The 14,667-nt window shown below is 55.1% G+C and carries 11 protein-coding genes; 10 read left to right on the top strand and 1 reads right to left on the bottom strand.

Features of this window, described 5'->3' with window-relative positions; genetic code table 11:
* Positions 1-164: 164 nt before the first annotated feature.
* From ACFFSY_RS00545 to ACFFSY_RS00525, 5 genes are read left to right on the top strand one after another with little or no spacing between them, the layout of a single operon-like run.
* Positions 165-950: a hypothetical protein gene (locus ACFFSY_RS00545; RefSeq protein ID WP_377488315.1), complete on the top strand. Its 786-nt coding sequence runs from the start codon at positions 165-167 to the stop codon at positions 948-950.
* 4 nt (positions 951-954) lie between these two features.
* Positions 955-2,046 carry a hypothetical protein gene (locus ACFFSY_RS00540; protein ID WP_377488312.1) on the top strand — a complete coding sequence of 364 codons (1,092 nt, stop codon included), beginning with the start codon at positions 955-957 and terminating at the stop codon, positions 2,044-2,046.
* Positions 2,043-4,526, top strand: a complete 2,484-nt coding sequence (locus ACFFSY_RS00535; RefSeq protein WP_377488309.1) for a response regulator transcription factor — start codon at positions 2,043-2,045, stop codon at positions 4,524-4,526. Before ACFFSY_RS00540 ends, ACFFSY_RS00535 begins: the two co-directional genes overlap by 4 nt.
* Positions 4,519-7,236 carry a hypothetical protein gene (locus tag ACFFSY_RS00530; protein WP_377488306.1) on the top strand — a complete coding sequence of 906 codons (2,718 nt, stop codon included), beginning with the start codon at positions 4,519-4,521 and terminating at the stop codon, positions 7,234-7,236. The genes ACFFSY_RS00535 and ACFFSY_RS00530 overlap by 8 nt, the downstream gene beginning before the upstream one ends.
* 31 nt (positions 7,237-7,267) lie before the next feature.
* Positions 7,268-7,399 carry a hypothetical protein gene (locus tag ACFFSY_RS00525; protein ID WP_377488303.1) on the top strand — a complete coding sequence of 44 codons (132 nt, stop codon included), beginning with the start codon at positions 7,268-7,270 and terminating at the stop codon, positions 7,397-7,399.
* 522 nt (positions 7,400-7,921) lie between these two features.
* Here ACFFSY_RS00525 and ACFFSY_RS00520 read toward each other — a convergent pair.
* Entirely contained in the window at positions 7,922-8,482 is a 561-nt protein-coding gene (locus tag ACFFSY_RS00520; protein WP_377488300.1) for an O-acetyl-ADP-ribose deacetylase, read from the bottom strand.
* A gap of 220 nt (positions 8,483-8,702) precedes the next feature.
* On the opposite strand from ACFFSY_RS00520, the gene ACFFSY_RS00515 reads away from it, so the two are divergent.
* From ACFFSY_RS00515 to ACFFSY_RS00495, 5 genes are all read left to right on the top strand, one after another.
* Complete coding sequence (locus tag ACFFSY_RS00515) at positions 8,703-10,322, top strand: limonene hydroxylase (protein ID WP_377488297.1); 1,620 nt, start codon at positions 8,703-8,705, stop codon at positions 10,320-10,322.
* A gap of 36 nt (positions 10,323-10,358) precedes the next feature.
* Positions 10,359-11,585 (top strand): RtcB family protein, encoded by a 1,227-nt coding sequence (locus tag ACFFSY_RS00510; protein WP_377488294.1) that lies wholly within the window; start codon positions 10,359-10,361, stop codon positions 11,583-11,585.
* Between the two features lie 287 nt (positions 11,586-11,872).
* Positions 11,873-12,709 carry a LuxR family transcriptional regulator gene (locus ACFFSY_RS00505; RefSeq protein ID WP_377488291.1) on the top strand — a complete coding sequence of 279 codons (837 nt, stop codon included), beginning with the start codon at positions 11,873-11,875 and terminating at the stop codon, positions 12,707-12,709.
* Between the two features lie 107 nt (positions 12,710-12,816).
* Entirely contained in the window at positions 12,817-13,320 is a 504-nt protein-coding gene (locus ACFFSY_RS00500; RefSeq protein WP_377488288.1) for an RNA polymerase sigma factor, read from the top strand.
* A 27-nt stretch (positions 13,321-13,347) separates the two neighbouring features.
* Positions 13,348-14,643 carry an ABC transporter substrate-binding protein gene (locus ACFFSY_RS00495; protein ID WP_377488285.1) on the top strand — a complete coding sequence of 432 codons (1,296 nt, stop codon included), beginning with the start codon at positions 13,348-13,350 and terminating at the stop codon, positions 14,641-14,643.
* The last annotated feature ends 24 nt before the right edge of the window (positions 14,644-14,667 follow it).

Below are 14,667 nucleotides of genomic sequence, written 5' to 3'. Positions count from 1 at the left end.
TCCAATTACGGATTTCGACCAGGCTACAGCGCCCACATGGCGTTCGAGAAGATCGATCCTATCAATCGTCTTTTTTCGCTTATTTACGACAAAAGTCGCATGGAGTAAAATAATGGATGGAACTTAGGTTTCATAATTCCAATTCAAAATCCGGGAGTATCGTCATGCAGAAATTAGAGTCCTATTTATTCGATCTGATTGGCATGTTCTTCCCCGGCCTCGTGCTGTGGGGTTCGCTGATCGGCAGCTATTCCCTGCTTATCAGCTGGAAGGCGCATCAGAAGATGGCGTCCTTCGCGCAAGGCGATGAGAGCGTCATTCAGCAGCTTTTCGATAGGGCTGGAGATAACGGGATTTTCAATAAATCACTGCTATGGGCCGGCCTTGTTTTCGCCATCGTTCTTTGTTATTTAACGGGTCTCTTCTTGTCCGGTCTGTCCCACTGGCTTATGGGCAAATGGCCGTTCAAGCGGAAGCTTCACTTGTACTTTCCCGAACACGACGACCTGCTCGATGAAGTCCATCGGCTGATGAGAAGCCAGTTGAAGGTAGACGTGCATCAAATCAAACCGCGAATGGGCTGGAGACCGTATTATCGCTGGGCGTCCCATCTGTCGTCATTTCGGGGCTGGAAGCCGATGCTGGAGCATTATGTATACCGCTGCAATATGTACCGTTCTCTAACGGCCGTATTCCTGCTGCTGATTGTAGGTTCGGCGGTGTTCCAGCTTATGCAAATGGGATGTTCGTACTATGTCCCGGTCAAGATGCACTGGGTGACCTTTGCCGTGCTTATAGCGGTTTCTATAGTAGGCTTGCGAATTAGCTATAGTGCATTCCGAGACTATCATCGTCTCATCGGGAGCGAGTCCCTGATGGTTTTACATACGCATTTTACCAGCCCAGAACCAGCCGCTGTCACACCAGGCGCGGCCGCAGAGGAGAGATAGACGAATGAAAGATGAACGAAGATCCAAGCATGAAGAACAATCGGAGCGGATCGAGCGCGGCATTGGCGCCAGATGGCTGCCCAAAGAAGTAGTTAAACTTATGCTTCCCTCCATTGACCAGCTGGTCGGTCAGATCGACTCGTTTCGAGAGGTTGCAGCGGCATACCAGGAGCAGAGAAGAGCGTCAGACTATCATCGGGAGGAGACGCCGCATCGTCGGGAAAGGCCGGAGTTTAACAATACGATTGCGGTGCTTGGAGACCGGGGGACAGGCAAAACGACGGTGCTGCACAGCTTGAAAAAGAACGAGATCGAAGGCATTCAGCCGTACGACACGCTGACGCCGTTCATCGTACCGGAGCAGATGAGTCCCGCAAGCACGATTCTGGGCTGGATTCTGAGCTCGCTGCGCACAGAGGTCGAGAGCATTAACCAAGATTATTACGAATGGCTTCGGCGTTCGCAGGATAATCGTGACCGACGGGGATGGGACAGGGATAGCAGGGCGATGGACGCTTGCATACGAAGCGACGAAGAGACACCCTTGCGAGTGGCCTACAAGAAGGCTGTGCGACAGTATCATTTGCGTACCGAGCAGTTCGCCCGTTTCGTCGCCAGACGAGATGAAGGCGCAGCCAGCTATGTCACGGACAACGAGAAAATCATCAACGCCGATCTGGAACTGATCGACAGCTTTCATGACCTGATCGACGCACTGGTTGAGGCTAAGAGCAAGCTTTACGGGGATAAACTTCAGAAAGATAGTGACACGCCGCTCGTATTCATCTTCTTCGACGACGTAGATATCAGCGCCGAACGGGCGGGGGAAGTGCTGGAGACGATCATTAATTTCCTGACGCATCCGAATATCGTAACGTTCATTACCGGTTACTACAAAGTATTCGCCGAAGCGATGACGCTGCACTTGCTGCAGAAGGAGAAGGTGGGCGATCCGGCCTACTTGCACGAAACGATTCTGCCGGCGCATTTAGGCACACCATCGGAGAATACGACCCTCCGCCTGCGACAGGAGAGAAGCGAGGAGTTTCTGAAGAAGGCGTTCCGCCGGCTTACCGCCATACGATGGCGAGGTTGAATCCGACGGAGAGATGGGTTTTCAAAGGCTACAACCAGGAAGGGAAAACATTAGGCCGACTGCTGGGCGCTATACAGATCGCAGGCGGACATCGGCCGCTGATGCAGTCCGAGCGGGAGGATTACATTTATGCGGAACTATTGGACACGACGCCGCGCGGCTGCATTAATGTATACAAATTTCTGGAGAGCCGTCAGGAGCGGGAATGGCTTTGCGATGACGTCAAGCAGTTTCTGGATGTTATCGTGAAGTCATCCCGGGAATTGCGTCCGCATGAGAGTTTGATACAAGAGGCATTTCGTATTTATGCGCTCTCTGGTGGAGAGAGGGCGTTAAATATGGACGCATCGCATATCCGCTATGATGTGATCGAGAATGAGATATCAACAAGAGTTGCCGCAATTGTAGAAGCATACGGAGAAGGCAGCCCTGCATATAACGAGCACTATCCGAAGATTTGGCAGGATTATTTGAAGATCATGATCCTGGCCGACTTGTTCTCATCGATCTTCGAGCTTGCCTTGGAATGGGAAATCGAGAAGCCTGTCAAGATCCAGTTGCTCCGATATTTGAATCGGTTGAACCCCAATCAGCTGTTGTTCCCGCTCGTGAATGAAGAGAAATACTACTTATTGGACGTGTATGAAGAGTTGTCGAGACGTCTCGGTATTAAGCGAATGAGCACACTGTTCGAGAACGGCAGCATTGGGCCGGACGAACAAATATACTACGACGCCTTGATTGCGCTCTACAGCGACCAGGAATTAGATGAGCTGAGCGATATGTTGAAATCGATATTCACGGATGATGCGCAATGGGTGATGCAGCACCTGGACCTGATTTTTAAGAATAGCGAGAGCGTTCCTGAAATTTTCCGGAGAGTCACAGAGAATTTTAGAACCGACAAGATGACGGGAATGAATTCGGTTCCGCTCTATATGGATGTGAGCGAGTCGTTAAACAAGTGTCTTAGTAAAGGCTTGGTGACGAATGATTATACAGATGCCAAGAAACAACTCGAAAGCGAGGTGAATAAGAGAATCGGGCAGGCCATACAAGTGTCCGCGCGATCCATTAATGGGCAGCATATGCAAAAGCGCAGTCAGAACGCGGATCGGTTGGTCGCGTTCGTCATGCAGCTTCGAGAGCGGGAAGCGGAGCTCGAGCGTCAACGCGAACTGGAGAATAGCGCCCAGCGGCTGGAACAGTCCATTGACTTTATCGAGAAAGAGATCGAGGGGACGGAAGATAGCCGCGCGGAAACGATCAAGCGGCGAAAGGAGATGCTTGCCCGGATGGGGCAGCTTCAATCGTACATCGACACGCGTAAGTCGGAGTGGGATGAACTGATGAAGGGTCGAGTCGAGACCTATACGGGAAGTCGCTACGAGATTGACTTCAACCCTAATCCGATAATAAGACAGTATGCACCTAAAGTGGGAAGAATGATCGTCAAAAGCACGACTTATTTCTTTGCCAACGACTTGGATCAGAGCGCCTTCAACTTAATATCGAATTACCATCAAGTATTGGAAGAGATCGCGTTGTTGAAACAACTTCTTCCACTCGACTTGGAGGCGCGCTTGAAGCAGTTGGAGGAATCCAAAATCGAGCTGTGGCGGACGCAGACGCAGCTCGCCGAAGCAGAGAAATGGTGGAACGAAATCAACAAAAATATGCTGAAGGAAGCGCCGAGTCTGCTGCGAGGCAGTGGTCTGGAACAAGTTCTTACCGTGATTCAACAGCTGGATATGGGCGAGGGCTACGCCAAACGATCGATTGGCACTGCGATCTTGCTGCTGGAGGAGTATTACATTCAGGAAGTCCAAGATCAGACATCGCGCATACTGGATTACCATTACGTGCAGTTGTTTAAAGGCAAGCAGTTATTCCTCCTGCCATGGTACCGTCAAATGCTGCACGTGTATGACAACCTCATCGACGAACAGCTTGAACGCGTCCAATATGATGAAGCTCGGGTGAAGCTTTCCGCGTTTGAGATTCATCGTCTAGAAGCGCTTATGGAGCACGAGCTGGAGCTGGAGGCGGTTGCGCTTATTGAACAATTGCTTCAAAGCAATAATTCGCCTGTCCGCTTCTTTAGACGCCGAATTAATAAGCTGCGGCATGTCTTAGAGGCTAGTGCGGGGATGGACCAGGAGCGGAAAAATCAGGCGCAGCAGTTCCTGTCCGCCTTGTTCATTCGGACAGAGGAGGCTGAACGTTCGCGTTCTTATCAGGAAGAGCAGTTGTTCAGCCAGGCTGCTCAAGCTGTCTTATTGGCCATCATTCCCGAATACATCAACCTGCGCATGCTCATTGAAATGTTATCGGCAGACGCTGACCCGGTCCGCCGCCAAATGCGGGAGTATACGGACCGCTTCAACGCTTACTACCAACAGAACCGTTTTGCCAAAGACTCCTTCACCGTCTATCTGGGCCGCAAAATCAAAGCGGCGTCCGGTGAGCTGAATGTTTAGAGAACCAATGGACCTGCGGGTGCTGCTCCTTGTCTTCCCGTTCAACGACATGGCGTTGTACGGGAAGGATGCGTTCCGGGAGCTGCTGCAAGCGGCGCACGACCCGGAGCGGTACGCAGCGGCTTTCGACAGCTTCAAGCGTCATGTGCTGTTCCCCGCTTTGAACAAGGTACACCAGATCCATCAGCTGGATGAGATCGAGCTGCTCATCGGCAGTTATTTTCCGCGGGAAGCGATGAAGCGTTACGACGATGTGTCCGGGCTCTACTTGGCGTATTTGAGCCAGTTGAGCCGCATGTTCATCACCCACCGGGACGGCAAGATTACGTTCAAGTACTGGGAGAACGGCTATGACGCCAAGCTGCTGGGGCCTTACAAGGGCATCAACAAGGCTGCGCTGTGGCATTCGCTCAATCGGGTGTTTACGACGGACTTGCTCGCGTACATGCATCTGTTAGATAACGGGATGGAAGATGAGCGCTATCTGCGCGGCTTCCATTCCATCATCCATATGGAGGATGCGCAGCTGGATCAGGTGCTGGCAGAAGGCGTGGCGGAGACGCATATGCACTTGAACGCCGCCCGCAGCTTCGCGATGAACTGGCAGGCGCTCATGAATCCGTCGTCGGCCAATCTGGCGGAACTGTCGAATCCAATTCTCGCTCAGCGCGTAGAGGGCAAATTCGTATTGTCGATGGCGTCGGCTCGTCTGCTGCTGGGCTATTATTTGGTGCATGGCGCGGGTGAGCGGCGGATGTCGGATATCGATGCCTTCTATCAATCGGGGAACAAAGAGCAAGACCGCTGCCGGCGCTTTCTCCATCAGCTGGCGGACGGGCAGTCGACCCACGAGGCGCAGAAGGGGTATACGTTCTTCAAGGATCTGTTGAATCGGTTCGGGCTGGGTCCTCGCGTCGAAGATGGAGAGGAGCTGGCGGCGCAAGTCAGGCGCGATCCGCTGTCCCGGCTGCTCCCGGAGTCACACAGCATCGAAGACCTTCTGCTCTTCCGATGTCTTGGCTACATGAAGCAGTACCCGGAAGACAGACTTTTCTCCGCGGTATTCTGGCAGTATATCCGGGTGAAAAATGCGGTGTTCCGGCTGCAGGTGCAGGGTAACTACATCCGCGGACTCGATTATTTTCAACCGTTCTATAAGCGGGCGACCAAATTGCGCTTGGCCGGCAGCGCGTACCACGAGATCAAATACGTGCTGCAAGCGCAGTTGGACAATCGTTATTTGCGCAAACTCGAGGTTCGCGTAGCACCGCCGCTGGATGCCGGCTCTTCGGAGGAGTTGACGAAAGGGTTGACCTCCGGGCTCCTCGACTTTTTCGCCGCATACCGGGATATAGCGGAGGAGCTTCACGCTCGCGGCGAACCGGTGGCTGACATTGGCATCGTCTATCATTTTCTCAAGCGTAAAGACGAACAGGGCAGCGACAAATGCTGGTTGGCTTACAGCGAATTCGGCGAAGATGCGAGCTTGTATTTCAAGCGGCTGCAGAACCGGTACTTCATGCAGATGGAGGCCATTCGGGACCTGCGCGAGAAGATTCCGGCGCTCTCCTACTATATTGTCGGCATCGATGCAGCCAGCGTGGAGAAGAATACCGAGCCTTGGGTGTTTGCCCCGCTCTTCGCCGTCGCCAGGGACAGCGCCGATCATCGCATGCTCTATCTCCAGGGGGAGCGGGAGCGGCGTACACAGCATCTCGGCTACACGTACCATGTCGGCGAAGACTTCCGCCATTTTCTCACCGGGCTTCGCCATGTGGACGAAGTGGTGGAACGGTTCCGGTTCCGCTCCGGCGACCGCATCGGCCATGGCGCCGTCCTCGGCATCAAGCCGTCGCAGTGGCGCGTGCGCAACCAGGTCGTGATCCTGCCGCGAATCGAGCATCTGGAGAACTTGCTGTGGATTTGGGGCTTGTACAAGAGCGGCTCTAACGCCCGGATCAGCTTGGATTATTCCCATCTGGAGCAGGAGATCTTGGATTTGGCCAAGGATATCTACGTCGTCATGGACGGAATAACCGTGTACCAGCTCTGGCTTGCTTATGAGAGCAAATTCAAGCGGATCATGGAGCGCGCATCATTCGGACGGCATCAGCGGACGGCGGCGGAAGCGGGTCGGGAGAACCGATTGTTCTGCAAATTCGTTCACCCGCTGGACGGCGAAGTATGGAACGAAGACAAGTTGATGCACGCGCAGCATTGCAAATGTTATCTAGACCGGATGCTGGAGCCGATCCAGGTAGCGGTCAAGCAAGAGCAAGTGGCATTGCTGGAGGAGCTGCAGCAGATTGTCGTCCGAAAAATCAGCAACCGGGGCATCGTCGTTGAGACGAATCCGTCCTCCAACACGGCGATCACGGAAGTGGAGCACATCTTCGAGCATTATATCCAGCAGTTGAACCAGCGTTTCGTCTTCCGCGATGGCGATTGCGAGACTGGCGTTATGGTATCGATTAACACGGACGATCCGATCGTATTCAATACGAATATCAACAATGAATTCGCGTTCGTCTTCTATGCGTTGATCGAGAAAGGCTATGCCCGCCAAGATGTATTGCAGTGGATGGATGCCGTTCGCGCGAACGGGCTTCGCTCCAGCTTTATTCAGCGGCGAGAGCTTTCTCACGAGCAGAGGATGGAAGAGATCGGAGACATGATGGAAGCGCTGCGCCAGAACCTAGAGGAATATTGAACGGGACTGTCTTCGCCTGTGAGGGGCTGAGTTGACCTCGCCTTGGGGCACGGTGCTCCCTGGCGTCTCTGATTCGAACCTCGCGCCGCAGGCAGGCATGACGACGAATCAAGTGGTGGCGGTCTTTATGCGGCTGCTGCATACACTGGGTTACGCGGTATAGATGTTTTGTAGAGAGAGAAATGCGGATTGGCGCTATTCGGGGAGTACAAAAGGGGCAATAGTACGGGAGCAAGAAAGCCAGGTCGCCTTGGAGGGCGGCCTGGCTTTTGACATGATAGATGGAGAAAATGGACGGTTGAGCCTGGTATGGCATAGCTCCGTTAGCGAGAGATCCGGCGGAAGACAGCCATTGGATGTAGCGCAGGAGTTCGAGCATAGACCAGTACGGGGGGGCTAATGGAGCGGTTGCCTTCGGCGACAATGGCATTTTGGCGCCCTGCCCGCTAATAACGGTCTAGGAGCAAATGTCTGGCGAGTCGTCGGCTGGACGCTTAAGAACAGTAATGCCCGGTGTGACGCCAAATGGTCGATTAAGAGCAATCCCCGAGCCGCCGAGCAAATGTCCGGCGAATCGCCGGCGGCCCGTCTAAGAACAGCGATGGCCGGAGCGCCGCCGACTGTCGCCTACAGGCAATCGCCCAGTCGCTAACAGCCATGCAATGGTGTATCGCCGTATGGTCATCTACAAGCAATCCCCCAGCCGCTCCCGGTAAATTTGCTCGTTCTCCGCGTCGTGGCAGACGAACAGGATTCGCTTCGGCGCGTGGGTCTCGTCCGGCAGCTCGCACAAATATTCGGCTACCGCCTCCAGCGCGATCTCGGCCGCGAGCGCTTTCGGGAACTGGTAGATGCCGGTGCTGATGTTCGGGAATGCAATGCTATTGGCGCCGTGCTGGATCGCAAGCGCCAGCGAGCTGCGGTAACAGTCGCGGAGCAGCTCCTCTTCGTCCTGATCGCCGCCGTTCCAGACGGGGCCGACCGTATGCACGACATAGCTCGCGGGCAGCTTCCCGGCCGTCGTGATGACCGCTTCCCCGACCGGACATCCGCCTTGTTTGGCGCGGATGCGCCTGCAAGCGTCGAGGATCTCCGGTCCGCCGGCTCGGTGAATGGCGCCGTCCACGCCGCCGCCCCCGAGCAAGCTCGTATTGGCCGCGTTGACGATGACGTCTGCGGCAATCGTCGTAATATCGCCCCGGACCACGGTGAGGACCGTGCGATTGATCGTGATGCTGGTCTCCATAGGATTCGCCTCCCCGCACAAGGAACTGCTTACCGTTAGAATATGTCGTTCCTTGTTATTTCTAGTATACCCCCGGCACGGCGCTGGTGAAAATCGGCGAACGCTGCCAGCTTCGTAATACTTTCGCCATGTTCGCCCGCCGCCGGATCGGCGATGATAGAAGCAGAAAATATGGTCACACGGGATGACCGAGGGTACGAGAGAGAACAGGTGATGAGGAATGGTACTATTTTTCGATCAAGCGCGCCGTGCGCCGTGGGTGGGGCGAAAGCCGATCTACGCGCATATTCAGCGCCAAATCGCGGAGCAGGGGATGCCGATCGACGGCGCGCTGCCGGACGACGAACAATTCTGGGGCGAAGGCCAGCTCCGCTGGGTCGCGGGCGGGCTGGATGGCGCGATGGGGCATCATGCGGCGCCGGGCGAGCTGACGGATGAGATGCGCGAGCTGGTGGGACTGCTCGCCAAGCAGACACGGCGGCCGACCGCTGCCATGCGCCGAACAACCTACCGGAAGCTGCTTGAGACAAACCTCGGCGGCGTCATGGACGATGTGCTGGAAGAAGTGGTGAAGCATCCGGGCATCCTCGCGGGACCGTTGTTCGAGGAAGCGCAATGGTTCGCGGAGCACGCGGCAGACCGGAACGTCGTGAAATTCGGCATCGCGCTGCTCGGCTTGTACCGGAACGAGAACGTGCGCGACCTGCTGCTGACGCTGGGCAGTCACGACGAGTTCACCTTGTATGCCGCGGTTGCGCTCCAGAACGGGGCGGACGATGGCAACGAGGCGTTGTTCCAGCTGGCGAGGCGCGTGAACGGCTGGGGCAAAATCCACCTCGTCGAGCGGCTTGCGCCGAGCACGCCGAAGATGCGGGATTGGCTGCTGCGCGAAGGGTGCGCGAACAGCATCATGAACGAATACTTGGCGCATGTATGCGCCGTGAAGGGCGAGCTGCATCTGGCGCTTGCGGCGGGTACGGTGGACGGCGAGCTTTTCGAAGGGGCAAGCGTGATCGTGCAGGCGCTGCTCAGCGGCGGTCCCGCCGAGGATATTGAAGGCTACGACCATGCGCCACAGGTGATCACGGACTACCTGAGACACGCAGGCACGATGTGCGCGTCGGCGATGCAGCTGTCCGTCGTGCTGGACATTCGGACATTTCTCGATCCGGCGGATGAGAAATGGGAGGCGCGTTTGGCGAGCGGTTGGACGGAAGCGGGGAGAGCGGCGTGTATACAGGCGTGTGAGGCGCTGCTCGCCGAGCCGAAATGGACCCGTGTCGTGATGGAGGCGGTCAGTCCGCCGGGTTCGGGTTCAGTTGACCAGTCGGATTCGCGTAAAGGAAGCGCGCGCGTCGAGCATTTCTACGGCGTGGCCTGTGCACGTAAGCTGGGGCTCGACGTCTGGGAGCAGCTCTTCGGCCAGCTGGCAGCCGAGCCGCTGGACTCGTCGCTCTACTACGACCTCATGCGTACGGATGATGGCGATCGGGTACGGCGCGTCGTGGATTTTGCCGAGGCGCATCTGCCGCTGCGGGAGATCGCGGCGGGTCCGGCAAATGAGATGGGTTTCGGGCCCGGCGTCAAGCCGCACATGTGCCTGGATATGATCGTGCAGAGTTTGGGTGCTTTTGAAGGTGTGGGATTGAAACTGTTGGCGGCTGCTCTCATGAGTCCGGTGGTTCGCAACCGCAGCATGGCCATCCGCGTTTTGGAAGAGTGGGATTTGAGATCGTGGGGCCCGGAGATCTCGAGGGTGCTGACACAATTATCGGGATTGGAGCCCGATGTCATGCTGCAAGATGCAATCGGTAAATTAAGAGAAGTCAAAGGGATATAATAGCAAGGCAACGCTGATGGAACGGAGAGGATAGACATGGCTTATCAAAATATCGACGGCGTCCTCGTCTGGGGCCAACCCGACGAGAGCGCCGTCTCGCAAGCGAAGACGTGCGCCGCGACCGGCAACGTCGTGCGGACGCTGCTTATGGCAGATCATCACAAAGGCTACAGCCAGCCGATCGGCGGCGTCGTCGCGTACGACGGGCAGATCTCGCCTTCCGGCGTCGGCTATGACATCGGCTGCGGGAACAAAGCGGTGCGGACGCTGCTGCATGTGAATGACGTGAAGCCGCGGATCGGGCGCATTATGAATGAGATCGCGCGCCGAATTTCCTTCGGCGTCGGGCGCGTCAACGACGAGCGGGTCGACCACGACCTGTTCGACGATCCGGATTGGGACGTGTACAAGGCGGTCGGCAAGCAGGAGCACGACAAGCTGAAGGCGCTCGCCCGCGAGCAGCTCGGCACCGTCGGCAGCGGGAATCACTTCGTCGATATCTTCGTCGAGCAGGAGACGGGGCGGGTGTGGATCGGGAACCATTTCGGCAGCCGGGGGTTCGGGCATAAGACGGCGAGCGGCTTCCTGAACCTCGCGGCGGGGCGCGAATTCCTCGGCAAGGCCCCGGGCGAGTCGATGGACCAGGCCCCCGTGCTGTTCGACCTATCGAGCGAGCTCGGCGACATGTATTATCGCGCCATGAAGCTAGCCGGCCGCTACGCGTATGCGGGCCGCGACTACGTCATGGACCAGGTGCTCGCGATCCTCGGCACAGAGGAGGACTTCGAGGTGCACAACCACCACAACTACGCGTGGAAGGAGACCCATGACGGCAAGGAGACGATTGTCGTCCGCAAGGGCGCCACGCCGTCTGCACCGGGCCAAGTCGGCTTCATCGGGGGCAGTATGGGGGATATCTCGGTCATCGTTCGCGGCAAGGACACCGACGAGAATCGCGCAGCCTGCTACAGCACCGTCCACGGCGCCGGCCGCATCATGAGCCGCACCCAAGCCGCGGGCAAGATGAACTGGAAGACGCGAACGCGCAGCGGCGGGCAGATTAGTTTGCGGCAGATGCAAGATGCGGTTCAGGCGTTCGGGGTGGAGCTGAGAGGAGCGGGGACGGATGAGAGTCCGTTCGTGTACCGGCGCTTGCAGGAGGTGCTGGGCGCGCATGCGGAGACGATCGAGGTGATGCATGTGCTGAAGCCGATCGGGGTATGTATGGCGGGGGCGGATGAGTTTGACCCTTATAAGGATTGAGGCCGGCTTCATCTGCCTGCATGCGACCGCGCAGCGGGTATGGCAACCCAGAATATTGGTAGAAAAAGGGGCATCCCAACGTCATCTTCATGATGACTTGCGGGGACTGCTCCTCTTTTGCGTCAACGACGAAATTCGACGCAATAAAAATGCGGGAACCCGCAAAACCATATTCGGTGCGGATATGGTTAAATATGGATTACAATGGAAACAGAGATTGGCAAGATGCCAAAATTCCGAATGAAATGAGGTGAATGAGCGTGAATGTAGTGAATAGAGTGAATTTCATGACAGCATGGTCCGGCAACGATGAGCCTTTTCATCCCTTTCTTCTAACCAGAAACCAAATTCAACAGTTCCACCGCAACTCCGGCTGCGCGGGGCTGTCGGATGACGATCTTCACGTGCAAGCCCGGTTATCCGAGTCCGAAACCGCCGAGCGATTAGACCGGAAGCAGCGTCTGATTCAAATCGCAGCCCGTCAAGACGGCTTGTGGGCAGGTTCATTTCCTTACCGTCATTTCGTATGGCTGACGGATCAGGACGGATGCCTGCTCCATATGCGGGGAAGCGCGGATTTGCTGTCGTGTCTTCATGAGCGCGGTATTCGCGACGGCTCTTGTCTTCGCCTGGATACCATAGGCACGCACGCGCTGACAGCCGCGCTGGACTTGAGGCGGCCGGTCTACTTGAACGGGACGGAGCATTACAAGACCGTCTTTCATGAGAGCGCATCGTGCGCGGTTCCTTTGGGCGTTCAGGGCGGAGAGCCGGAAGGCTGGATGTGCTTAACCTGTTCCGCGGACGTGGGCATCGCGGCCATGGCTCCGCTCGTTCAAGCCGTCCGAGCCGTTATCGAGCGCGAGCTTGCCAGTATAGGGGACCTCGTGCATGAGGCGGCCGACGAAGAAGAGCAGCTTCAACTGGCGTTGGAGGAGCTCCCGCTTACCCCAAGAGAGAAGGAAGTGGCGAACTACTGGCTGCTGGACTACGACTATAAGCAAATAAGCCGTGTGCTCGATATTTCGGTCAATACCGTAAGAAGGCATATCGAGAATATGTATCCCAAGCTTGGCGTGAACTCGAAGTCGTCGTTGCATTTGAAATTAAAAGGATTGTTGTAGTAGGGCACCTGCCCTATGCCAAGATAGTGGGAAAAGAATTATTGTATACATATGGAATCCAAGGGACCTGTTTACAATAGTGATTTCCCCCTAAAGAGACGCACCTGATGCGGAAGGGGAGAGAGACGATTTGTACCGCGAAGTTTGATTGGCCGCAACTTTGGGAGCAGCATAGCGGAGAGTTGCTGGCTTATATTCTGAGGCTGTCAGGTAACCGGTGTGATGCGGAAGATATTCTGCAAGAAACGTTTTTGAAAGGATTCGTATTCCTGGAACTTCAAGAGAATACGCTGCAACATAATTGGATTATTCCATTGTTCAAACGGATCGCCAGAAATGTGTACGTGGATTGCCGCCGTAAGGCCAGACGGGATCGGGGTTGGGATGCATTCGATAATCGAACAGCCGATTTCGTCGATCATTGCATGGATAAATTAGAAGTTTCCAGGTTGATGGACGATCTGAAATGCAATGAGAAAAAAGTGATCCTGTACCGGTTTAAGTATGATTTTAGCATTAAAGATACGGCGGCCTTATTGAATAGGTCCGAAGGTTCCGTCAAAATGCTTCATTTCAGAGCATTACGAAAACTAAGAAGCTTGATTTCGTAGCGTTCTCAAGCAATCGGGAGTGTAAACATGAAAAAATTAATTCTGCTGCTATGCAGCTTCGCGTTCATCTTGTCAGGCTGTCAATCCAACGATTCGTCGGCAGAAGAGAAGCCGGTTACCGTACTCTATAGTTCGATGGCGGACTTCCAGAAAGACTATGGATTTGTGCTAGACAAGTACAAAAATATCAACGTCATTGAATTTGCGCCGGAGATCGGCAACGGGATCTGGAATGCCATGAGTTTTGTCAACTCGGCAGATAAGGATTGGGACGCCGAACGTTATATGGAGCTCGTTAAAAAAACGAAGCCGGATATTCTATTTTTCCCTTCGGCCATTTATACAAGCCTTCTGAACGAGAATATGCTGGTGGATCTGTCGCCTTATGCGGATCAAGAACGTCTTAGCGGCATTAATCCGGATATTGTCCAATCGATCAAAGCGATGGGCGACGGCGGCTTGTACGCGATGTCGGACGGAATCACCTCGCAGGCGCTGTTTTATAACAAGGACGTCTTTAAACAACTGGGCGTTACGGAACCGACCGACTATATGTCTTGGGAGAACCTGTTGGATTTGGCCAGCCGTTTTCCTTCGCGGGAGGGCGTAACAGGCTTGTACCTGCCCTACTATGACGCGGCCGATCTCCTGCTTTCCATCGGGAAGACGGAGGATTTGAAGTGGTACGACGCGGTTCATCGACAGGCCCTATTCGAGAGTCCCGCGTGGGAAGCCATTATCGAGAAAGTCGTCGGTCTCTATGGCAGCAATGCGAAGCAAACGTTCAGCGGCGACCTGAGCCAAGCTTTTCGGGATGGCAAAATCGCGATGACGCTTAATACCTACGCGTTCATGAAAGAATTGAACGGCAGTTCGCAGAAGTCGAACTGGGGAATCGTCACCGAACCGGTGAATCCGAATGATCAACTCAGCAGAAAGACGATGTCGTTCCAGTATCTGAATGGGATCAACGCCGCATCGGGCGAGATGGAAGAAAGTCTGGACGTATGGTCGTATATCAACAGCGCGAGCGCGGCCAAAATCAAAAACAATGCGCCGACGACGTTGTTTATCGTACCGGTGAGAGACGCGTTAATGGCCGATCCGGATAACCGGAATGTCAAAGCCTTTTCTACCTTAAAACCCGTATTTCCGCAGTATGCCACGGCGATTCCGAGACCCGTGGAAGTTGCCGCCCATAATGCCATCAATCAAATTCTCAATCAAGCGATAAGCGGTCAAATCTCGGTCAAAGAGATTCGCCGGAAACTTCAGGAGGACGTGACGAATGCGATTCAAACGACGCTGCAACAAACACGCTAAGTTATGGACCGTCGGGATGCTATT

Source organism: Paenibacillus aurantiacus, assembly GCF_042431225.1.
Lineage (GTDB): Bacteria > Bacillota > Bacilli > Paenibacillales > Paenibacillaceae > Paenibacillus_Z > Paenibacillus_Z aurantiacus.
Note: the sequence above shows the minus strand (reverse complement) of the source record. Positions and strands in the feature narration are given on the sequence as shown.

Excerpts from the sequence above, each read along its gene's own strand:
- ACFFSY_RS00495 (WP_377488285.1), top strand. The coding sequence starts at position 13,348 with ATGAAAAAATTAATTCTGCTGCTATGCAGCTTCGCGTTCATCTTGTCA.
- ACFFSY_RS00540 (WP_377488312.1), top strand. The coding sequence starts at position 955 with ATGAAAGATGAACGAAGATCCAAGCATGAAGAACAATCGGAGCGGATC.
- ACFFSY_RS00545 (WP_377488315.1), top strand. The coding sequence starts at position 165 with ATGCAGAAATTAGAGTCCTATTTATTCGATCTGATTGGCATGTTCTTC.
- ACFFSY_RS00515 (WP_377488297.1), top strand. The coding sequence starts at position 8,703 with ATGGTACTATTTTTCGATCAAGCGCGCCGTGCGCCGTGGGTGGGGCGA.
- ACFFSY_RS00530 (WP_377488306.1), top strand. The coding sequence starts at position 4,519 with ATGTTTAGAGAACCAATGGACCTGCGGGTGCTGCTCCTTGTCTTCCCG.
- ACFFSY_RS00520 (WP_377488300.1), bottom strand. The coding sequence starts at position 8,482 with ATGGAGACCAGCATCACGATCAATCGCACGGTCCTCACCGTGGTCCGG.
- ACFFSY_RS00505 (WP_377488291.1), top strand. The coding sequence starts at position 11,873 with ATGACAGCATGGTCCGGCAACGATGAGCCTTTTCATCCCTTTCTTCTA.
- ACFFSY_RS00500 (WP_377488288.1), top strand. The coding sequence starts at position 12,817 with ATGCGGAAGGGGAGAGAGACGATTTGTACCGCGAAGTTTGATTGGCCG.
- ACFFSY_RS00510 (WP_377488294.1), top strand. The coding sequence starts at position 10,359 with ATGGCTTATCAAAATATCGACGGCGTCCTCGTCTGGGGCCAACCCGAC.